The sequence below is a fragment of the Pseudomonas sp. AC239 genome, from assembly GCF_979258545.1.
The window spans coordinates 240,308-261,660 of record NZ_OZ409864.1 but is presented as its reverse complement, the minus strand read 5'-3'; the positions used below and the strand labels follow the sequence as shown (position 1 = coordinate 261,660).

At 59.9% G+C, this 21,353-nt stretch carries 22 protein-coding genes; 17 read left to right on the top strand and 5 right to left on the bottom strand.

Going from position 1 to position 21,353, the window contains the following annotated elements; genetic code table 11:
- The first annotated feature begins 39 nt into the window (after window positions 1–39).
- From ACZ0AZ_RS01195 to ACZ0AZ_RS01155, 9 genes are all read left to right on the top strand, one after another.
- Window positions 40–915, top strand: a complete 876-nt coding sequence (locus tag ACZ0AZ_RS01195) for an SMP-30/gluconolactonase/LRE family protein (protein WP_463538574.1) — start codon at window positions 40–42, stop codon at window positions 913–915.
- Between the two features lie 268 nt (window positions 916–1,183).
- The gene (locus ACZ0AZ_RS01190) at window positions 1,184–2,002 is read left to right on the top strand and encodes an SDR family oxidoreductase (protein WP_212616887.1); all 819 of its coding nucleotides are present in this window, start codon (window positions 1,184–1,186) and stop codon (window positions 2,000–2,002) included.
- A 137-nt stretch (window positions 2,003–2,139) separates the two neighbouring features.
- On the top strand, window positions 2,140–3,144 hold the full coding sequence (locus ACZ0AZ_RS01185; RefSeq protein WP_016770973.1) for a substrate-binding domain-containing protein: 1,005 nt from the start codon (window positions 2,140–2,142) through the stop codon (window positions 3,142–3,144).
- Window positions 3,145–3,197: 53 nt separating this feature from the next.
- Complete coding sequence (gene araG / locus ACZ0AZ_RS01180) at window positions 3,198–4,745, top strand: L-arabinose ABC transporter ATP-binding protein AraG (protein ID WP_129997375.1); 1,548 nt, start codon at window positions 3,198–3,200, stop codon at window positions 4,743–4,745.
- Window positions 4,746–4,757: 12 nt separating this feature from the next.
- Window positions 4,758–5,726: an L-arabinose ABC transporter permease AraH gene (araH, locus tag ACZ0AZ_RS01175; protein WP_039760239.1), complete on the top strand. Its 969-nt coding sequence runs from the start codon at window positions 4,758–4,760 to the stop codon at window positions 5,724–5,726.
- A 186-nt stretch (window positions 5,727–5,912) separates the two neighbouring features.
- Entirely contained in the window at window positions 5,913–6,626 is a 714-nt protein-coding gene (locus tag ACZ0AZ_RS01170; protein ID WP_129997374.1) for a GntR family transcriptional regulator, read from the top strand.
- On the top strand, window positions 6,623–7,621 hold the full coding sequence (locus ACZ0AZ_RS01165; RefSeq protein WP_129997373.1) for an ADP-ribosylglycohydrolase family protein: 999 nt from the start codon (window positions 6,623–6,625) through the stop codon (window positions 7,619–7,621). The genes ACZ0AZ_RS01170 and ACZ0AZ_RS01165 overlap by 4 nt, the downstream gene beginning before the upstream one ends.
- Before the next feature lie 202 nt (window positions 7,622–7,823).
- Entirely contained in the window at window positions 7,824–9,290 is a 1,467-nt protein-coding gene (locus tag ACZ0AZ_RS01160; RefSeq protein ID WP_024013910.1) for a purine-cytosine permease family protein, read from the top strand.
- A complete protein-coding gene (locus ACZ0AZ_RS01155) occupies window positions 9,283–10,212 on the top strand; it encodes a PfkB family carbohydrate kinase (RefSeq protein ID WP_415761822.1) in 930 nt (309 codons plus the stop codon). The genes ACZ0AZ_RS01160 and ACZ0AZ_RS01155 overlap by 8 nt, the downstream gene beginning before the upstream one ends.
- 105 nt (window positions 10,213–10,317) lie before the next feature.
- On the opposite strand, the gene ACZ0AZ_RS01150 is transcribed toward ACZ0AZ_RS01155, so the two are convergent.
- The 5 genes from ACZ0AZ_RS01150 to ACZ0AZ_RS01130 form a co-directional block, all read right to left on the bottom strand.
- Complete coding sequence (locus tag ACZ0AZ_RS01150; protein ID WP_024013908.1) at window positions 10,318–10,698, bottom strand: Rho termination factor N-terminal domain-containing protein; 381 nt, start codon at window positions 10,696–10,698, stop codon at window positions 10,318–10,320.
- Between the two features lie 61 nt (window positions 10,699–10,759).
- Window positions 10,760–11,017 (bottom strand): hypothetical protein, encoded by a 258-nt coding sequence (locus ACZ0AZ_RS01145; RefSeq protein ID WP_024013907.1) that lies wholly within the window; start codon window positions 11,015–11,017, stop codon window positions 10,760–10,762.
- A 44-nt stretch (window positions 11,018–11,061) separates the two neighbouring features.
- A complete protein-coding gene (locus tag ACZ0AZ_RS01140) occupies window positions 11,062–11,406 on the bottom strand; it encodes a hypothetical protein (protein WP_039760127.1) in 345 nt (114 codons plus the stop codon).
- A 46-nt stretch (window positions 11,407–11,452) separates the two neighbouring features.
- Window positions 11,453–12,682 (bottom strand): MFS transporter, encoded by a 1,230-nt coding sequence (locus ACZ0AZ_RS01135; protein WP_463538573.1) that lies wholly within the window; start codon window positions 12,680–12,682, stop codon window positions 11,453–11,455.
- Between the two features lie 109 nt (window positions 12,683–12,791).
- Window positions 12,792–13,445 carry an HD domain-containing protein gene (locus ACZ0AZ_RS01130; RefSeq protein WP_129997370.1) on the bottom strand — a complete coding sequence of 218 codons (654 nt, stop codon included), beginning with the start codon at window positions 13,443–13,445 and terminating at the stop codon, window positions 12,792–12,794.
- A 225-nt stretch (window positions 13,446–13,670) separates the two neighbouring features.
- On the opposite strand from ACZ0AZ_RS01130, the gene ACZ0AZ_RS01125 reads away from it, so the two are divergent.
- From ACZ0AZ_RS01125 to ACZ0AZ_RS01090, 8 genes are all read left to right on the top strand, one after another.
- Window positions 13,671–14,150 (top strand): GNAT family N-acetyltransferase, encoded by a 480-nt coding sequence (locus ACZ0AZ_RS01125; protein ID WP_041479417.1) that lies wholly within the window; start codon window positions 13,671–13,673, stop codon window positions 14,148–14,150.
- A gap of 159 nt (window positions 14,151–14,309) precedes the next feature.
- A complete protein-coding gene (locus tag ACZ0AZ_RS01120; protein ID WP_463538572.1) occupies window positions 14,310–14,972 on the top strand; it encodes a hypothetical protein in 663 nt (220 codons plus the stop codon).
- Complete coding sequence (locus ACZ0AZ_RS01115) at window positions 14,969–15,463, top strand: PAAR domain-containing protein (RefSeq protein ID WP_039760120.1); 495 nt, start codon at window positions 14,969–14,971, stop codon at window positions 15,461–15,463. Before ACZ0AZ_RS01120 ends, ACZ0AZ_RS01115 begins: the two co-directional genes overlap by 4 nt.
- Before the next feature lie 6 nt (window positions 15,464–15,469).
- Complete coding sequence (locus ACZ0AZ_RS01110; protein ID WP_129997369.1) at window positions 15,470–16,210, top strand: alpha/beta hydrolase; 741 nt, start codon at window positions 15,470–15,472, stop codon at window positions 16,208–16,210.
- A 789-nt stretch (window positions 16,211–16,999) separates the two neighbouring features.
- Complete coding sequence (locus ACZ0AZ_RS01105) at window positions 17,000–17,989, top strand: 2-dehydro-3-deoxygalactonokinase (protein WP_463538570.1); 990 nt, start codon at window positions 17,000–17,002, stop codon at window positions 17,987–17,989.
- Between the two features lie 19 nt (window positions 17,990–18,008).
- A complete protein-coding gene (locus tag ACZ0AZ_RS01100) occupies window positions 18,009–18,629 on the top strand; it encodes a 2-dehydro-3-deoxy-6-phosphogalactonate aldolase (RefSeq protein ID WP_463538569.1) in 621 nt (206 codons plus the stop codon).
- A gap of 60 nt (window positions 18,630–18,689) precedes the next feature.
- The gene (gene dgoD, locus ACZ0AZ_RS01095) at window positions 18,690–19,838 is read left to right on the top strand and encodes a galactonate dehydratase (protein ID WP_463538568.1); all 1,149 of its coding nucleotides are present in this window, start codon (window positions 18,690–18,692) and stop codon (window positions 19,836–19,838) included.
- Window positions 19,839–20,038: 200 nt separating this feature from the next.
- Window positions 20,039–21,349, top strand: coding sequence for an MFS transporter (locus tag ACZ0AZ_RS01090; RefSeq protein ID WP_129997366.1), 1,311 nt, complete (start codon window positions 20,039–20,041; stop codon window positions 21,347–21,349).
- Window positions 21,350–21,353: the final 4 nt, after the last annotated feature.

Genomic DNA, 21,353 nt, shown 5'->3' with positions numbered 1-21,353 from the left:
CTCCCACATTGAAAAAAACAAGAACATGAAGGATTCCAGATGACCTGCACCGCCCTGACCCAACACCGCGCGCAACTCGGCGAAGGCCCGTTCTGGGATGCGCCGACCCAGGCGTTGTACTGGGTCGATATCGCTGGCAAACAAGCGTTGCGCCTGATCGGTCAGAACGTGCAGATCTGGCAGATGTCCGAGCACATCTCCGCCTTCATTCCCTGCGCCAGCGGAGATGCGCTGGTCACGCTGAGCAGCGGTGTCTATCGACTGGATCTCGATTCACCGGGCCTCGAGCCACGGTTGACGCTGTTCTGCGTCGCCGACCCGCAACCGGGCAACCGCCCCAACGAAGCCCGTTGCGATGCCTTGGGCCGGTTGTGGTTGGGCACCATGCAAAACAACATCGGCGAGCATGGCGAGGATCTGCCGCTGGTGCGCCGTTCCGGTGGCCTGTTCCGTATCGATCCCGATCAACGCGTGACACCGCTGCTGCTCGGTCTGGGCATCCCCAACACTTTGTTGTGGAGCGATGACGGCACCACGCTGCTGTTTGGTGAAAGTCTGGACAGCACGCTCAATCGATATTTCATCCGCACCGACGGCAGTCTTGATGCACCGCAGGTGTTTTACTCGTCCGATCAGAATGGCGGCCCCGATGGCTCGGCGATGGACGCCGAAGGCTACGTGTGGAATGCACGCTGGGACGGCAGTTGCCTGCTGCGCCTGACGCCGGACGGGCAGGTGGATCGCAAAATCGATCTGCCGGTCAGTCGCCCGACCAGTTGCGTGTTCGGTGGAGAAGACCTGAAAACCCTGTTCATCACCAGCGCCAAGAGTCCGCTGAACCATCCACTGGATGGTGCGGTGCTGAGCATGCGCGTTGATGTTGCAGGAAAACTCTGTACGCGTTTTGCTGGTTAAATCCCAAAATATGGGATGCAAAATTATATATTGAGATTATTTGGCGGTCGGGTTTATAGTCGGCTCCAGCAGTAACGCACTCACACTTAAAAAGAACAAAACAGGTGAAGTGATGCAGCGAATTCTTGTCGCCCGCGCAAGCGGGATCCGCCTTTCGTCACGGCTTGATGCCGTCGGCGACGCTTGCCTGTCTGTTTTTCCGAGCCGTCAGAACCGGACATCGACCGATGTCCGGTTTTTTTGCGCCTGCGTGCAGGAGGCTTGAGACATGGCTGAAGCGCTGACATTGCCGGCAGTGCCGGCCCCGCCGAAAGGCGAGCGCCTGAAAAACAAGGTCGTGCTGTTGACCGGGGCCGCTCAGGGCATCGGCGAAGCCATCGTCGCCGCCTTCGCCTCGCAGCAAGCCAGATTACTCATCAGCGACATCCAGGCCGACAAGGTCGAGCAGGTCGCCGCTCACTGGCGCGATCAGGGCCATGACGTGCAGGCGCTCAAGGTCGACGTATCGAATCAGCAGGATCTGCATGCCCTGGCCCGACGCGCCGTGGAATTGCATGGCCGCATCGATGTGCTGGTCAACTGCGCCGGGGTCAATGTGTTTCGCGATCCTTTGCAGATGACCGAAGAGGACTGGCATCGCTGCTTCGCTATCGATCTGGACGGCGCCTGGTATGGCTGCAAAGCGGTGCTGCCGCAGATGATCGAGCAGGGCGTCGGCAGCATTATCAACATCGCCTCGACCCATTCCAGCCACATCATTCCCGGCTGCTTTCCGTACCCGGTCGCCAAGCACGGCTTGCTCGGCCTGACCCGCGCACTCGGCATCGAATACGCGGCCAAAGGCATTCGCGTCAACGCCATCGCGCCGGGCTACATCGAAACGCAGCTGAACGTCGATTACTGGAACGGCTTTGCCGATCCCCACGCCGAACGTCAGCGCGCCTTCGATCTGCATCCGCCCAAGCGCATCGGCCAGCCGATCGAAGTAGCGATGACCGCAGTGTTTCTGGCCAGTGATGAAGCACCGTTTATCAACGCCTCGTGCATCACCATCGATGGTGGTCGTTCGGTGATGTACCACGACTGAATAAAACGAATTTCCAGCGCTGAACTACGCTTGAAATCCAATCATCATACGATATGACTATTTTCAACCAGCTTCACTGAGAACACGCTTCAACGCTTTTCAAACCTTGCTCAAAAAAAATAACAAGGAGTCATCTGATGAAACGTCGTTTCGGGATTCGTACCCTCTGCAGCACTGCCCTGGCGGTCACTGCGTTCAGCCTGAGCAGTGCGCTGCTTGCCGCCGACGCGGTGAAGATCGGTTTTCTGGTCAAACAGGCCGAAGAACCGTGGTTCCAGACCGAATGGGCTTTTGCCGAAAAAGCTGCCAAGGACAAAGGCTTTGAACTGATCAAGATCGCTGTGCCGGATGGCGAGAAGACCCTCTCGGCGATCGACAGTCTGGCCGCCAACGGCGCCAAGGGTTTTGTGATCTGCCCGCCGGACGTGTCCCTCGGCCCGGCCATCATGGCCAAAGCCAAGATCAACGACCTGAAAGTGATTGCCGTCGACGACCGTTTCGTCGACGCCAACGGCAAGTTCATGGAAGACGTGCCGTACCTGGGCATGGCCGCGTTTGAAGTCGGTCAGAAACAGGGCGCCGCCATGGCTGCCGAAGCGAAGAAGCGTAACTGGGACTGGAAAGACACCTACGCGGTGGTCAACACCTACAACGAACTCGACACCGGCAAGAAGCGCACCGACGGTTCAGTCGATGCCCTGAAGAAGGCCGGCATGCCGGAGGACCATATCCTCTTCGCCGCACTGAAAACCCTCGACGTACCGGGCAGCATGGACGCCACCAACTCGGCGCTGGTGAAACTGCCGAGTGCGGCGAAAAACCTGATCATCGGCGGCATGAACGACAACACCGTGCTCGGCGGCGTGCGCGCCACCGAAGCGGCCGGTTTTGCCGCGAGCAACGTGATCGGCATCGGCATCAACGGCACCGACGCCATCGGCGAGTTGAAAAAGCCTAACAGCGGCTTCTTCGGTTCGATGCTGCCTAGCCCGCACATCGAAGGCTACAAGACCGCCGAGATGATGTACGAGTGGATCACCGCCGGCAAAGAGCCGCCGAAGTACACCGCCATGGATGACGTCACCCTGATCACCCGCGAAAACTTCAAGCAAGAGCTGGAAAAAATCGGCTTGTGGAACTGAGGCAGCGACGGCCCGGGCAGCCGGGCCGTTTTTCGGTGTGAAGAGGTGGCTTTATGCACGCGCAAGTACAGACACAAGAACAATACGGCGCCAGCGGCAGCCTGCGCTTCAACGGGATCGGCAAGACCTTTCCCGGCGTAAAAGCGCTCGACGGCATCAGCTTCGTCGCCCACCCCGGTCAGGTTCATGCCTTGATGGGCGAGAACGGTGCGGGCAAATCGACCCTGCTGAAAATCCTCGGTGGCGCCTACATTCCGAGCAGCGGCGAACTGCAGATCGGCGAGCAGGCGATGGCGTTCAAGTCGACTGCCGACAGCATCGGCAGCGGCGTCGCGGTGATTCACCAGGAACTGCATCTGGTTCCGGAAATGACCGTTGCCGAAAACCTGTTTCTCGGCCATCTGCCGGCCAGTTTCGGTTTGATCAACCGCAGTGAACTGCGTCAGAAAGCCTTGAACTGCCTGAAAGGCCTGGCCGACGAAATCGATCCGCAAACCAAGGTCGGCCGCTTGTCGCTGGGCCAGCGGCAATTGGTGGAAATCGCCAAGGCGCTGTCGCGCGGCGCCCACGTTATCGCTTTCGACGAACCGACCAGTAGTCTCTCGGCACGCGAGATCGATCGCTTGATGGCGATCATCGGTCGCCTGCGCGACGAAGGCAAAGTGGTGCTCTACGTGTCCCATCGCATGGAAGAAGTCTTCCGTATCTGCGACGCCGTCACCGTGTTCAAGGACGGCCGCTACGTGCGCACCTTCGATGACATGAGCCAGTTGACCCACGATCAACTGGTGACCTGCATGGTCGGTCGCGACATTCAGGACATCTACGATTACCGCCATCGTCCGCGTGGCGCCGTGGCGTTGAAAGTCGACGGCCTGCTCGGCCCGGGCCTGCGCGAGCCGATCAGTTTCGAAGCGCACAAAGGCGAAATCCTTGGCCTGTTCGGGCTGGTCGGGGCAGGGCGCACCGAGCTGTTCCGCCTGCTCAGTGGGCTGGAGCGCAACACCGCCGGACGCCTCGAACTGCGCGGTCATGAGCTGAAACTGCGCTCGCCGCGTGACGCGATTGCCGCCGGCATTCTGCTGTGCCCGGAAGATCGCAAGAAGGAAGGCATCATCCCCTTGGCCAGCGTCGCCGAGAACATCAACATCAGTGCCCGTGGTGCGCATTCCGGGCTCGGCTGCCTGATTCGCGGTCTGTGGGAAAAGGGTAACGCCGACAAGCAGATCAAAGCCCTGAAAGTGAAAACCCCGCACGCCGGCCAGCAGATCAAATTTCTCTCCGGCGGCAATCAACAGAAGGCCATCCTCGGCCGCTGGCTGTCGATGCCGATGAAAGTCCTGCTGCTCGACGAACCGACCCGTGGCATCGACATCGGCGCCAAGGCCGAGATTTACCAGATCATCCATAACCTCGCCGCTGACGGCATTTCGGTGATCGTGGTGTCCAGCGATCTGATGGAAGTGATGGGCATTTCCGACCGCATCCTGGTGCTGTGTGAAGGCGCTCTGCGCGGCGAAGTCAGCCGCGACCAGGCCAATGAATCCAACCTGCTGCAACTGGCTTTGCCACGCCACCGCGCTGACGGCGTGGCGAACTGAGAGGTGACTATGATGACTACGCAAAACGAAACCCTGCCGACCGAGCGCAAACCGTTGGACTTGCGGCGCTTCCTCGATGACTGGGTCATGCTGCTGGCGGCGATCGGCATCTTTGTCGCCTGCACACTGCTGATCGACAACTTCCTCTCGCCACTGAACATGCGCGGTCTGGGCCTGGCGATTTCCACCACCGGCATTGCCGCGTGCACCATGCTGTATTGCCTGGCATCCGGGCACTTCGACCTCTCGGTCGGTTCGGTGATCGCCTGTGCCGGCGTCGTCGCGGCGGTGGTGATGCGTGACACCAATAGCGTATTTCTCGGCGTCAGCGCGGCACTGGTGATGGGCCTGATCGTTGGTTTGATCAACGGCATCGTGATTGCCAAATTGCGCGTCAATGCCTTGATCACGACGCTGGCGACCATGCAGATCGTGCGCGGCCTGGCCTATATTTTTGCCAACGGTAAAGCGGTCGGTGTGTCGCAGGAATCCTTCTTCGTGTTCGGTAACGGCCAGCTGTTCGGTGTGCCGGTGCCGATCCTGATCACCATCGTATGCTTCCTGTTTTTCGGCTGGCTGCTGAACTACACCACCTATGGGCGCAACACCATGGCCATCGGTGGCAATCAGGAAGCGGCGCTGCTGGCGGGCGTCAACGTTGACCGGACCAAGATCATCATCTTCGCCGTGCACGGTGTGATCGGTGCGCTGGCGGGTGTGATTCTGGCCTCGCGGATGACTTCCGGGCAGCCGATGATTGGTCAGGGTTTTGAACTGACGGTGATTTCTGCCTGCGTATTGGGCGGGGTTTCGCTGAGTGGCGGCATCGGCATGATCCGCCATGTGATTGCCGGGGTGTTGATTCTGGCGATCATCGAGAATGCGATGAACCTGAAGAACATCGATACGTTTTATCAGTATGTGATTCGGGGTTCGATTCTTTTGCTGGCCGTGGTCATCGACCGCCTGAAACAGCGCTGACACAAGCACTTCCCTGTGGGAGCGAGCCTGCTCGCGAAGGCATTGGCACATCCAGCATTGATGTGTCAGGGATCCCGCCTTCGCGAGCAGGCTCGCTCCCACAGTTGATCGCGCCATTCCTGCCTTTTGTCATCTCCCTTAAATAATTCTTGCTCGTCAGCGACCGTTTCGGTTATCAATTTGTACATGATTAGACAGGTACGATTCGACAAGAAACAAAGGGTGGTCGACGAACTCGTCCGACGCATCGAAAGCGGCCTCATGGAGGACGGCTTTCTGTTGCCCGGCGAACACCAGTTGGCTCAAGAATTCCAGGTCAGCCGTGGCACCTTGCGTGAGGCGCTGGCCGAACTGAAGCGGCGTAAATACATCGCCACGCAGAGCGGTGTCGGCTCCATCGTCACCTTCGACGGTGTCGCCCTGGATCAGCGCAGCGGCTGGGCGCAGGCGCTGGCCGACAGCGGGGCGCTGATCAATACCGAAGTGTTGCGCCTCGAAGCCGTGACCCGCCCGGATCTGCTGGTGCGTTTTGGCACCGATCAATTCATCACCCTCGACCGTCGCCGGCGCGCCACCGACGGTACGCTGGTGTCTCTGGAACGATCCTTGATGCCGGCCAATGGCGGCCTGGAAAGCCTGCCTCGCGTCGGTTTGATCGACAATTCCCTGACTATCACCCTGGCCGCCTACGGCTACATCGGCGAGCGCGGCGATCAGTGGATCGGCGCCGAGCCGCTGAATGCCGAAGACGCCGAGCTGCTCGGTCGCCCGGTCGGCACGGTGTTTCTCAAAGCCCTGCGCACTACTTACGACCGGCAGAACCGTTTCATGGAACAGGTCGAAAGCCTGCTCGACCCGGTGCACTTTCGTCTGCACCTGCAATTCGGAGAATCGAAATGACCGCGCTCAATCGTGCGCTTGGCGCTTTCTATGGTCTGGCCCTGGGTGATGCGTTGGGCATGCCGACGCAGTCGCTCAACCGCGAAACGATCAAAGCGCGCTTCGGCCAGATCACTGATCTGCAGGACGCAGGTCCCTTGCAACCGATCGCCGCGAACATGCCCAAAGGCTCGATCACCGATGACACCGAGCAGGCGATTCTGGTCGGTGAATTGCTGGTCGAAGGCCAAGGCCGCATTGAGCCGGCGGTCCTCGCTCAGCGCTTGATCGAATGGGAAGCCGAGATGCAGGCCAAAGGCTCGCAGGACTTGCTCGGCCCCTCGACCAAACGCGCCATTGAAATGATCCTCGCCGGGCACTCCCCGGAAGAAGCCGGGCGCTACGGCACCACCAATGGCGCAGCCATGCGCATCACCCCGGTGGGGATTGCTGCGAACGTGGCGGATCCGCAGCGCTTCATTGCGGCGGTCGTGCAAGCGTGCCAAGTGACGCATAACACCACGCTGGGAATTTCCAGTGCGGCGGCGGTGGCGGCGGTGGTCTCCGCTGGCATCAACGGCGTTGATCTGGGCGAGGCGCTGAACCTCGGCCAGCAGATCGCGCAGCAAGCCGAAGCGCACGGGCATTGGGTCGCTGGCGGGCGCATGGCGTCGCGCATCAGTTGGGCGCGCAGTATCAGCGTCGACAGTGACAAAGCACTGCTCGCCGATCTGCTCTACGACGTGATCGGTACATCGGTGGCGTCGCAGGAGTCGGTGGTGGTTTCATTCGCCCTGGCCCAGCAAGTGGCCATCGGTGAGATGACGGCATTCGAGGCGTTGTGCATGGCCGCCAGCCTCGGTGGCGACACGGATACCATCGCGGCGATTCTCGGCGCCATGCTCGGGGCCTGCCTGGGCCTTGAGTGCTGGCCGGAGCAGATGATCGAGACGGTGAAAGCTGTTAATCATCTGCAGCTTGAGCCGTTGGTACAGGGGCTGTTGGCCTTGCGTTGACTGGCTGGCCTCTTCGCGAGCAGGCTCGCTCCCACAATTGGAATGCATTCCCTTGTGGGAGCGAGCCTGCTCGCGAAAGGGGCGGCGCATTTCTAAAGAATTCACACAGCAATGGATCGCACAGACAGGCCTCGGAAGGCCGGTTGTCTTGTCGTTTTGCATCATTGCCACAACCACAAAAAAGGCAAACAGGAGCATCTTCATGAGTTCATCAACCGCCGGGCAAAGCGTCGGGCAATTGGAAACCCGGGGCATCGAGCCGGTGCCGGAAGCCGAGTGCAACGGTCATCCGTTGCAGCTGTTCTGGGTCTGGTTTGCGGCCAATATTTCCATCCTCGGCCTGCCGCTGGGTGCCACGCTGGTGGCGTTTCGCGGGTTGGCGATCTGGCAGGCGATCATCGTCGCGATTCTCGGTGCTGCCGGTTCGTTTGCGGTGGTGGGGATCATCTCGATTGCCGGCCGGCGTGGCCGTGCGCCGAGTCTGACCCTGTCGCGAGCAATCTTCGGCGTGCGCGGCAACATCGGCCCGACGCTGGTTTCGCTGATGTCGCGTCTGGGTTGGGAAACCGTCAATACCACCACCGCAGCCTTCGTGCTGCTGTCGCTGTGTTCGATTCTGTTCGGCTCGCCGGTCGAGGCGAAAAGTGCGCCGATACTGACGCTGATCTTCATCGCCATCTTCGTCCTGCTGACCTTGTCGGTGTCCGGCCTCGGCCACGCGACCCTGCTGGTGATCCAGAAGTGGGCGACGTACGTGTTCGGTGCGCTGAACATTCTCGTCGGCGGTTTTCTCTGCGCGACCATCGACTGGAGCGCAGTATTCAACGCCACGCCAGCGCCGCTGAGCGCAATGATCATCGGTATCGGCACCATGGCCGCTGGTACCGGCATCGGCTGGGCCAACGCTGGTGCCGACATGTCGCGCTATCAGCATCGCAGCGTCAAGGCTGTGCGCCTGGTGGCGTCGGCGGCGTTCGGAGCGGGCATTCCGCTGGTGCTGCTGATCACTCTCGGCGGCTTGTTGTCGGTGGGCAACAATGACCTGGCGTCGGCGACTGACCCGATCGTGGCAATCCGCGACATGCTGCCGACGTGGATGGCCGTGCCGTACCTGATCACCGCGTTCGGCGGTCTGCTGCTGTCGAACAACCTGTCGGTGTACTCCGCCGGCCTGACCACGCTGACACTGGGCCTGAAGGTCAAACGCGTCTATGCGGTGGTGGTCGACATCGTCGCGATCTTCGCCGGCTCGATCTACTTCATGCTGATCGCCGACAGTTTCTACGGTCCGTTCATTACCTTCATTTCCCTGCTGGCGGTGCCGATCACTGCGTGGGTTGGGATCTTCGTGGTCGACCTGATTCACCGTCACTACTACAGCCCCAAAGACCTGCTCGACGTCAGCCCGAGCAGCGCCTACTGGTATCGCGGCGGCATCGAGTGGCGCGCATTCGGCGCGTGGGCGATCGCCATCGTCCTCGGTTTCAGCTTCACCACCATCGGCACCACGGCGGAAAACGTCTGGTTCAAGGGCTTTCTGTCCGACTCCTGGCTGGGTCACAACGGCCTCGGCTGGATCGTGACCTTCGTCGTCGCCGGTGGCATTTACCTGGTACTTGGCGGTGCGAAAGATCGCCGCGCCGCGCAACCCGAGAATGCTCATGCCTAAGATGTTGCACACCGGCCAGGTCATTATCGACCTGGTCATGGCCGTGGAAAAACTGCCGCAGATTGGCGGCGACGTGCTGGCGCAGTCGGCGGGATTCGAAGCCGGCGGCGGTTTCAACGTGATGGCCGCTGCGGTGCGTAACGGTCTGCCGGTGGTTTACCTCGGTCGTCATGGCACGGGGCGTTTCGGTGACCTGGCGCGCCAAGCGATGCAGGCGGAAGGTATCGGCATCGGCATCCGCGAACCGGCCGAGCGCGACACTGGTTTGTGCGTGGCGCTGACCGATGCCTCGGCTGAACGCAGTTTCATTTCCTACATCGGCGCCGAAGGCGAGGTGACCGAGGACGATTTGAACAGCGTGGCTGCCGAGCCTGGCGATTACGTTTATCTCAGCGGCTACAGCCTGCTGCACGAAGGCAAGGCGCAGGCGTTGCTCGACTGGACGCTGGCGCTGCCGGCGGCGGTCAATGTGGTGTTCGACCCGGGGCCGTTGGTGGAGTCGCCCGATGCGCCAATGATGCAGGCGTTGCTGCCGCGCATTGATGTGTGGACCAGCAACAGTGTCGAGGCGCTGCGCTTTGCCGGCGCTGATGAGATTGGCTTGGCAATGGATCGGCTCGTGGAACTGCTACCGGAAAAAGTGCTGATGGTGGTGCGCGATGGACCGCAGGGTTGCTGGATTCAACAGCGTGGCGAGCGTCGACAGGTGCCGGGGTTTGCTGTGAAAGCAGTGGACAGTAATGGCGCTGGTGATGCGCATGCCGGGGTGTTTGTGGCCGGATTGGCGCAGGGGCTGGAGGCACCGGAAGCGGCGCGGCGGGCCAATGCGGCGGCGGCACTGGCGGTGACGCGCTGGGGGCCGGCGACATCGCCGGGAACGGCGGAGGTGGATGCTTTTATCCGCGCGTCTTGCGGTGACTGATAAATGGCTTTCGCGAGCAGGCTCACTCCTACAGGGGAACGCATTCCAACTGTAGTAGTGAGCCTGCTCGCGATAGGGCCATCACATACGCTGAAAGATCTGGACCTAGCCCGCCTTGCGCAACGCCTCGATCAGCTCCTGCTTGCGCATCGACGAGCGCCCCGGAATGTTCTTCGCTCGGGCTTCCTTCATCAGGCTATCGACAGTCTGCGTGTCCTTGGAAGTTTCGCTGTTGCGCGAATGGCCCTTGCGACTCGCCACCGCGCGGCGCGATGACTCTTTGCGATCTTCCGACTTGGCACTCGCAGGCTTCTTGCGCCCCGAGCCACCGGACTTCTCGCCGCCACCGGACTGCTTGTTCACCGTCGCCCAAGCGCGAGCCTCAGCCTCATCTTTCGACACGCCCTTTTTCTCGTAGCTGTCTTCGATGTGTTCGGCTTTACGCTTCTGTTCACTGGTGTATTTGTCTTTGCTTCCACGAGGCATGGGATTTCTCCTCAAGTTGCGGATCCGGCCGCTCGCCGCTTCGACGGCGAGCGGCGTGGCACTACTGCAGATCCAGTTTGCGCGCCGCTTCGACGCCGGCAGAACTGAGCTTGATCGGCAGGTTCAGCGAGTGTTCGCCCGCTTCGCTCAAGGTCACATGACCATGATGAATCAGCCCGCGATCCTGCAGGGCGGCGAGGGCGCTGGCCACGACTTTCTCGCCCCGGTAATTGTCCAGCACCTCCTTGCCCAGGCCGTTGGGATGCGCGTGCAGCAGGCGGGTGAGGACTTCTTTTTCCAGGTCTTTGTCGACGTTCATGGTTACCTCTTCATGGGAGTGAATAGGGCGCTCGCGTCGGCGAACTACTGACCGGCACCTTCGGAACCGGAGCCACCTGTGGTGGTTTTCGAGCCGACACCCGGGCCGGCGTTGTCAGGGGAAGTAGCAGGAGAATCAGGTGTATTCATGCCGCCCTGGCGCCCCGGATCGCTGCCCTGAGTACGCGGATCGGTGCCAGTGGCGGGTGGCTGATTGATCAACGGCACGCCGGAACCATCGGTATTCATACCGGGGGCACTGTTGATGGCGGGCGCGCGTGGCGGGGTCGGATCGGTAGGGCCAGTGCCCGCTGCCGTGGACGAGGCGGCGAACACCGCAGGGCAGAGCAGGGCGCTGAAGACTAAAGCGGTCAACCTTGACGGGATCATAGGGCTTCTCCAGTGATTGGAATCCTTACACTGGGTTGGTCAGCCCTTATGACGGATTGGTGCCTGAGGATCGACGAACGGTCGGTGTCGGCCTTGGGTTTTTTGCAGTGAATCGGCGCCATAGCAGGCGACCGATAGTGATCAACCAGTTCGCCAGCGCCACACCCAACAACGTCAGCAGCAATGACGCCATGCCTTGCTCGACGATGAGTTTGCCGGCGAGCAACGGGAAACCGAACACCCCGATAAAGTATGCGAGGCTGAACAGCAGCAGTGCTTGGGAAGTGGTGCCATCAGGTGCTTCGTTGGCGGCGAGGCCGTTAATCACCGAATAGGTCAACCCGTAACCGACGCCGAGCATGACCGCCGCCAGCAGATAGCTGAGGCCGCCATTGACGCCGAACGCGAACAGCATGACCGACGCGAGCATCACACCCGACAGCAGGCACGAGGCGCGTAACGGATCGCGCTTGATCACGTAGCCTGCGATCAACATCCGGCTGCTGATCGCCGCGCCCATGAACCCCACGAAAAACCACGAATAATCCAGCGCTCGCACGGCGGCGTAGCTGGTCTGGAAACTCGACAACCCGCCAAACACACAACCGCCCAGACCGACCATGATGATCGGCAGCAAGGCCTGTGAGCTGAAGACTTGAGTGGTCGCGCGCCAAGTGATTTTCGCTGTGGTGGTTTGCGATGGGGTCAGTCTCGGAGCAAGTCGCCAGAACAGCAGCGCGCCGACGAAGCTCGCCAGCGCAGCCAGATAAAAGGCTGAAGCGAGCGGTAAATCCAGTGCACTGGCCGCCCTTCCGAACAATGGTCCGCTGCCGATCCCGCTCATCATGCTGCCGGACAGCAAAGCGAAATATTTCGCGCGCTGAGCCGGGACCACCAGATTGGCCACGATGATCGGCCCCAGGGTGTAGAACACGCCCCAACCCAATCCCAGCAGCAAACCGAAAAACAGCAGCCCGTAACCGAACCCCGATGTCATCGCAAAGCCCAGACTCGCCGCCACCAGCAACAGGGCGAACACGCCAATCGAGCGCGCCGCGCCGAGCAGGTCCGCGAGATGACCACAGCCCAGTACGGCAACAAAGGTACTGAGCATCGCCGCCGAAATCACCGTGCCCGCGTCATGTTCATTGCCGCCGCGCGCACCGATCAACAGCGCCAGCAAAAACGTCGAGCCATATGACAGCGACAGCAGATAACTGGCGAGACAGAACAGGCCGAACAGTTTGCCTGACACCTTGGGTGTTGCATGGGACATGGCGCGCTTCCTTGAGCGGGGGAATTAACCTTGTCTGTTTATCACGGCGCACGTGCGCGTCAGGTGTGAGGTTGCTGAAGTCAGGATCGTGCTTTGCCGGAGTAAAGGATCAGACGATGCCGATTTCTTCCTTGAACTGCTCCATGAAATCCTTCAAGCGCTGATGTCGAACCCACGCCAGGCGCTGGCCGGTGGCGGTCTGGAAACCCTCGGCGAGGTGCAGCAGTTTGGTCTGGAAGTGGTCCAGGCAGAAGCGTGTGTCGTCGTATTCGCGGTGCTGCGCCTCGGGGTCTTGCGGATCGTAAATGGCCGAGCCCATGCGCCCGGCGACGTAGAAGGTGCGGGCGACGCCGAGCATGCCCAGCGAGTCGAGGCGGTCGGCGTCCTGGACGATTTTCGCTTCGAGGGTCAGCGGGGCGATGTTGGCGGAGAAGCTGTGGGCTTCGATGGCGTGGGCGACGCTGATGGTTTTTTCGCGAGGCCAGTCCATGTCCTTCAGAACGGACGAAGCTTTGTCCGCCGCCAGACGCGAAGCCTGCGAGCGTAGCGGGGAGTTTTTTTCGACCGCTACGCAGTCGTGCAACAGCACCGCTGCGAGCAAAACCTCGAGATCGCCGCCTTCGGTTGCATGCAGGGTGCGTGCGGTGTGCCAGACCCGCTGCAAATGGGCGAGGTCGTGGGCGCCGTCATCTGAGGGTTCCAGGGCGTGCGGGATCAGTGCTGATGCCAGTGCTTCCATCGGTGCAAAACAGTTAACGGTCATAAGCATCCTTTCAGAATGTGCGGTATCAACTGTGGGAGCGAGCCTGCTCGCGAAGGCATTCTGTCAGTTGACTTGAGGCTGACTGGAAGGACGCATTCGCGAGCAGGCTCGCTCCCACAGGGCAACAGTGTTCAGCAAATTGGGGCAGGTCAGTATGTTTTGCCATGTGACGAGCGCCGCTGCGCGCCTTAGTATGGCGCTTTAATTTGCACACAAGGCCTGTCCATGACGATCGAAATCCGCCCGGCGACCCCCAGCGATGCACCGCAGATCCTCGCCTTCATCACCGAACTCGCCGATTTCGAAAAGGCCCGTCACGAAGTCATCGCCAGCGTCGCCGACATCGAACGCAGCCTGTTCGGCGAAGGCGCCACCGCCCACGGCCTGATCTGCCTGCGCGACGGCTTGCCGATCGGCTTCGCGGTGTTCTTCTTCAGTTATTCGACCTGGCTGGGCAGCAACTGCCTGTACCTCGAAGACCTCTACATCACCCCCGAACAACGCGGCGGCGGCGCCGGCAAAACCCTGCTGCGCCACCTGGCAAAAATCGCCTGCGCCAACGACTGCGGCCGCTTCGAATGGAGCGTGCTGGAATGGAACACCCCGGCCATCGAATTCTACAAATCCCTCGGCGCACAACCGCAGGAGGAGTGGGTGCGGTATCGCATGGATGGCAAGGTGTTGCGCGAATTTGCCGAGGGCTGAGCACAATGATGGCAATCTACTGCTGATTCAGTTGTCGCCACCGCTCTAGTCCGGCATTCTGTGCGCCATTTTTGCGCGCTCACGGACGACACTTGCAATGCATCTGGCAAAATTTCTCCGCGCCTGTGGAGCCCTCTCTGCGTCAATGAGTGACCAGCCATGAGCGGACTGCAGGCGTCTATGCGTCTGTATGGTCTGGTGAAAACTACCGGCTCTTCTGACGACCCGAATCGACAGGCTGTCGAAATTCTCTGCATGGCCCAGCGCACTGGCGGCGTGGCTATACGGGCTTTCGTGTCGCGGCTTGATGCCGAGTTGATGACGCGCAGTTCCGACCTTGGCGACTACCGCGTGATAGCGCTGAGAACCTTTGATCCCACAGCGATTATCGACGCCCATCAAGGCTGGCTGATGCTGCACATCTGTTGCGGTTTCGTCGCTCTCGCCGGCCATTCTCTGTTGAAAAACGGTGCGTTGATCCCGATGGGCTGGCACGTCTACTCCGAAGTGGGGCGCTGGACCTCCGGGCATCATCTGGACCTTGGCGTGGAAATGGGCGACTTGCTGCAATCGACTTTCGAGCGCAATCACCTGCGCAACTACAACGCCTGGCTCAACGAACTTGATGATGCAACGCCTGCCGATTTGAGTTGGCAAGCCGACGAAGCCTGGCGTGCCGTGCAAACCGCGACATCATCTGACAGCCGTGAGCATTGTCATGCTCTGTTCGACCCGGTCGACAATCGCTGGCGCTTTGCCGCGACCGACATCGACATCTATCAGCCATCCCCGGCACCCCTTAAGCAAGGAGCTTTGAATTGAGTGGTAAACCCGCAGCACGCGTCACCGACCCGACTGCTTGCCCATTGCCAGGTCACGGCACCAACCCGATTGTCTCCGGCTCGCCGGACGTATTCTTCGACGGCCTCGCTGCTGCCCGCATGACCGATAAATCAGCGTGTGGCAGCCCTATTACCGGAGCGGTCTCCGGCACTGTTTTCATCAACGGCCTTAACGCCGCGATGCTCGACAGCACTGGTGGGCATGGCAATGTCGTGATCGGTGGCTCGGGAACGGTGATCATCGGCCAGAGTGGGGGTGGGGCTGCGTTTAGCGGGCTGTTGCCGATGCCGGTGCATTTCACTGACAGGTTGCAAGTAGTCAATCAGGACACCGGAGAGCCGGTCTCTTATCACCCTTACATCATTCAGCGGGGTGACGGCAGTGAAGAGTCTGGCGTGACGGATGCGGCGGGATTTACCCATACCGTCAGTTCGCACCTGGCTGAGACGATTAAATTATTTGTGGAGTAATTAGAGATGGCAAATGGAAGTGCTACAGCAGAGGCTCCACCACCGCCAATGGCGAAAAGGGATCCGGTGAGTCATACACTTACTTGCAAGACAGATCAATCGGTCAAGCAAGTAACAGTAAGCATCCGCGATGCAATGGTTTTTCTTGTTGGTGGAGCTGGCGATCAGGAACGGTATTACGTTGATGGTCCCAATCACAACGTCGACTATGTGCGAGACATGGTCGACGCGGACATCGAAGCGCTGGAAATACAGACATCTTGTACGACGTTGCCTCTTGGTTATAACTCATTTATGAGTGAGGAGGATTTGGAGCGTAACGTTATTCGAAAAATTCCAAGTTGCAATACTGCGATTTATATCATTGGCCACAGTTTGGGTGGCTGGAACGGTGCTCATTTGTCTGCCGTTTTAACCGAGCGCGGTTTCGAAATAAAAATTTTGGTGACCCTGGATCCCGTAGGACACGGCAAAATCGTATATGGTATTTCGAAAATATATCGTCAGGTTCCCAAGCCTAAAGCGCAGTATTGGGTAAATATCAGGGCAGCTGCGGTCGATTGGAACCTGTCAGATCTGGTTGCAGACTTCGGTGAGCAATGGGAGATCTCCGAAGGACCGAACGTCATGGGGCGGCTCGATATCAATCACGCAGATGCGAACTCTATGTACGCTCACGCCTTGCCCGGTGGAAAGTCAGCGCGACAGATTGTAGCGGAGTCAATATTCAAATGGATTAAGGGGTAACAACCTGTGAAGGTTTTGATCTTGACAATATGTGTGTCGGTGCTCTCGGCTTGTTCTTTGAATCATGGTCGGCCCATTGCCAACCTTCAATACGAAAAGACAGAGCGGCTTCGTACTACCGGAATTTATCAAGTTTATTTCAAGTCCGATGTGGAACTTCTCGGCCTGTTCAAGTCGTCTATAGGGCGTGGGCTGGTCTGCTCGTTGACAAATGATCTTGATTTTTCTCAGGCACACCGAATTAAACAGTCCGGTTTCGGGTTTATCGAGAGGGTTTCGCCGGACTCGTTAATTTATAGGGCAGATGTCATTTTTGACGAGTCGGTAGACGATGAGGGGGGAGAAAGGCGCCTGAAAGGGGAAACACTGGATCCCTTTTTAAAAGCCAGAGATTCCTTTGCCTGTGTGTATAGAGTCCACTCCACTACATACAAGACGTATTTTTCCAAGATTATGCGGGTACCTAGCGCGGATTTGCTGACAACTGGACCTGCAAAATAAAAAAAACTATCCCGTCCGGCCCTGCCTCTTTCGAGGGCCGCTCTCCCTGAGTATTTCCCGACCGCAGCGGCATGGCGAACCTTGCATTTTTGTCCGTGCAAGCCTGACTCGGCCCTTCCCGGCATTCGATCGCCATCGTTGCAGCCCATGGGGGGCGTTTTGAGTGAGGTGATCCCGTTACTGATGATTCTTCCCATAATGTGGGATTGATATTTATATATTGAGATTTCCCGTCCCTCGGGTTTATAGTCCGTCGCACTCACTGCCAAAAACAAAACAGGTGAAGCGATGCAGGCGCAATTGATCGCGCTCGATTGGGGGACGACCTCATTACGTGCTTACAAACTCGCGGCGGACGGTGTGGTGCTGGAACAGCGTGCGCTGTCGTCCGGGATCATGCAGTTGCCCAAGACTCCACGAGTGATTCACGGCCGTGAATGCGCCGACGGTTTTGAACTGGCGTTTGACGAGGCCTGCGGTGACTGGCTCGATGCGCAGCCGGATCTGCCGGTGATCGCTTGCGGCATGGTCGGCAGTGCGCAGGGCTGGCGCGAAGCGGCTTACTGCGAGACGCCGGCCGACGTCGCCCATCTCGGAAATTCCCTACAAACCGTTATCAGTCTGCGCGGCAATCCGGTGCATATCGTCCCGGGCGTGATCCAGCGTTCGCGACTGCCCAACGTGATGCGTGGCGAAGAAACCCAAGTCCTCGGCGTGCTGCAAAGTCTGCCGGCCGAAGCGGGTAACGATCTGCTGATCGGCCTGCCGGGCAGCCACTCGAAATGGGTGGAAGTGGTCGATGGCCGCATCACGCATTTCGACACGTTCATGACCGGCGAAGTCTTCGCCGTACTCAGCGAGCACAGCATTCTTGGCCGTACCCAGCAGCCGAGCGCGACGTTCGATGCGCAAGCGTTCGACCGCGGCGTGCAAATCGCGCTGTCGGCGGATGCCGAGCTCGGTGTGCTCTCGACCTTGTTCAGCGCCCGCACCCTCGGCCTGACCGGTGAACTGAGCCCGACCGCTCAGGCGGATTATCTCTCCGGCCTGATGATCGGCCATGAGCTGGCAGCGCTTGCCAATGTGCAGCGGCGCCGGCGCAATCAATCGAACCTTCCAGCGATCGTGCTCATCGGTAATGCGCAACTGTGCACGCGTTATCACCGCGCCCTCAACGCCTGCGGCTTTGCTCAGGTGACGCTGGCCGAGCAGGCGACCGAGCGTGGCCTGTGGCACCTGGCGCGCGCCGCCGGACTGATCGATTCCTCATCCCGTTAACCCTGACTGGAGGCCTGACATGCTCAAGCAAGCACTGGCACAAAACGGTCTGATCGCGATTCTGCGTGGCCTGCAACCGCAGGAAGCGGCGGCTGTCGGAGAAGTCCTGTATTCCGCCGGATTTCGTGTCATCGAAGTACCGCTCAATTCCCCATCGCCGTACGAAAGCATCCGCATTTTGCGTGATGCGCTGCCCGCCGATTGCCTGATTGGTGCGGGCACGGTGCTCACTCCCGAGCAGGTCGAGCAGGTCAAAGCGGCTGGCGGCCAAGTGATCGTCATGCCGCACAGCGATGCCAAGGTGTTGCGCGCGGCGAAAGCGGCGGGGCTGTACCTGTCGCCGGGCGTGGCCACGCCGACCGAAGCCTTCGCCGCATTGGCCGAGGGTGCGGACATTCTCAAGCTGTTCCCGGCCGAGCAGATGGGCCCGGCCGTCGTCAAAGCCTGGCTCGCGGTATTGCCGGCCGGCACGGTGCTGGCGCCGGTCGGTGGCATTACACCGGACAACATGCAGGCCTTTATTGATGCTGGAGTGAAAGGTTTTGGCCTCGGTTCCGGCCTGTTCAAACCGGGCATGACACCCGAGCAGGTGGCGGTCAATGCCAAGGCCTACGTGGCTGCCTGGAAAGCCCTGCGTTAAGACTTTTGGCGCTGTGAGCGCTGCATCTAATAAAAGCTGCATTTACAAAAGAGATCAGAGATGAAAATCACCAAACTCACGACCTTCATCGTTCCGCCGCGCTGGTGCTTCCTCAAGGTCGAAACCGACGAGGGCGTGACCGGTTGGGGCGAGCCTGTGGTCGAAGGGCGCGCGCATACCGTAGCGGCTGCGGTGGAAGAGTTGTCCGACTACCTGATCGGCAAAGACCCGCGCAATATCGAAGACATCTGGACCGTGCTCTATCGCGGCGGTTTCTACCGTGGCGGCGCGATCCACATGAGCGCGCTGGCGGGTATCGACCAAGCGCTGTGGGACATCAAGGGCAAGGCGCTCGGCGTGTCGGTCAGCGATCTGCTCGGTGGTCAGGTGCGCGACAAGATTCGTGTCTATTCCTGGATCGGCGGCGACCGTCCGGCCGACACCGCGCGTGCGGCGAAAGAAGCAGTGAGCCGTGGTTTCACGGCGGTGAAAATGAACGGCACCGAAGAGCTGCAGTTCCTCGACACGTTCGAAAAAGTCGATCTCGCCTTGGCCAACGTCGCCGCCGTGCGTGATGCGGTGGGGCCGAACGTCGGTATCGGCGTCGACTTTCATGGCCGCGTGCACAAGCCGATGGCCAAGGTGCTGATGAAGGAACTTGATCCGTACAAACTGATGTTCATCGAAGAACCGGTGCTCAGCGAAAACTACGAAGCGTTGAAAGAACTGGCGCCGCTGACCAGCACGCCAATTGCCCTCGGCGAGCGCTTGTTCTCGCGCTGGGACTTTAAACGGGTGTTGAGCGAAGGCTACGTCGACATTATCCAGCCGGATGCCTCCCACGCAGGAGGCATCACCGAAACCCGCAAGATCGCCAACATGGCCGAAGCCTACGACGTCGCGCTGGCGCTGCACTGCCCGCTGGGACCGATCGCGCTGGCGGCGTGTTTGCAATTGGACGCGGCTTGTTACAACGCGTTTATCCAGGAGCAGAGCCTGGGCATCCATTACAACGAAAGCAACGACTTGCTCGACTATGTGAAGGATCCAAGGGTGTTCGACTACGACCAAGGCTTCGTCAAAATCCCGAACGCCCCGGGGCTGGGTATCGAGATCAACGAGGAATACGTCATCGAGCGTGCGGCCGTCGGCCACCGCTGGCGCAACCCGATCTGGCGTCATGCCGATGGCAGCTTTGCCGAGTGGTGAGTCTCTGACTCGCTAGCATCAGATCGTTCCCACGCTCTGCGTGGGAATGCCTCAATGGACGCTCTGCGTCCGCTGCTGGGACGCGGAGCGTCCCGGGCTGCATTCCCACGCGGAGCGTGGGAACGATCAGTCAGTTTTTGATCTCCAGGGAGAGGAGATCTGCGTCATGACCTCAACAAACATAAAAAGAGGCATCTCTCATGCAAACGCACACCCTCTCCGGGCAGGCGTCTTTAGTCACGCCCAGCCGCAAGCGGTTTTTCATCATGGTGTTGCTGTTCATCACCGTGGTCATCAACTACCTCGACCGCAGCAATCTGTCGATTGCCGCGCCGGCGCTGACCAGTGAACTGGGCATCGATCCGGTTCATGTCGGTCTGATCTTCTCCGCCTTCGGCTGGACTTACGCCGCGATGCAGATCCCCGGCGGCTGGCTGGTCGATCGCGTGCCGCCGCGCATTCTCTACAGCGTCGCGCTGCTGCTGTGGTCGGTGGCCACAGTGATGCTCGGTTTCGTCAGCAGCTTCATTGCCCTGTTCGTGCTGCGGATGGCCGTCGGTGCGCTGGAAGCACCGGCTTATCCGATCAACAGCCGCGTGGTGACGACCTGGTTTCCTGAGCGCGAACGCGCCACGGCGATCGGTTTCTACACCTCCGGGCAGTTTGTCGGTCTGGCCTTCCTGACCCCGGTGCTGGCGTGGCTGCAACATGCATTCGGCTGGCACATGGTGTTCGTCGCGACCGGCGCGGTGGGCATACTCTGGGCGCTGATCTGGTACGCGGTGTATCGCGAGCCGCGCAATTTCAAAGGCACCAATCAGGCGGAAATCGACCTGATTCGTGAAGGCGGCGGGCTGGTGGATATCCAGGCCGAGGCGGCCAAGGTCAAGGCCAGATTCAGCTGGACCGATCTTGGCATCGTCCTCAGCAAGCGCAAGTTGTGGGGCATCTACCTCGGCCAGTTCTGCCTGAACTCAACGCTGTGGTTTTTCCTCACATGGTTCCCGACCTATCTGGTGAAATATCGCGGCATGGACTTCATCAAGTCCGGCCTGCTCGCGTCCCTGCCGTTTCTTGCCGCATTCGTCGGTGTGTTGTGCTCGGGTTTCTTTTCCGACTTCCTGATCCGTCGCGGCTACACCGTGGGCTTCGCGCGCAAGCTGCCGATCATCGGCGGGCTGCTGATTTCGACTTCGATCATCGGCGCCAACTTTGTCGAGTCGACGCCGCTGGTGATTGCCTTCCTCGCGCTGGCATTTTTCGGCAACGGTCTGGCGTCGATCACCTGGTCACTGGTGTCGACACTGGCGCCGGCGCGTTTGCTCGGCCTGACCGGTGGCGTATTCAACTTCATCGGCAACCTCTCGGCGATTGCTACACCGATCGTGATCGGCTTCCTCGCCAGCGGCGATTCGTTCGCTCCGGCGATCACCTACATCGCCGTGCTCGCGCTGGTCGGTGCCTTGTCCTACGTGCTGCTGGTGGGCAAGGTCGAGCGTATCGAGTTGTAGTGCT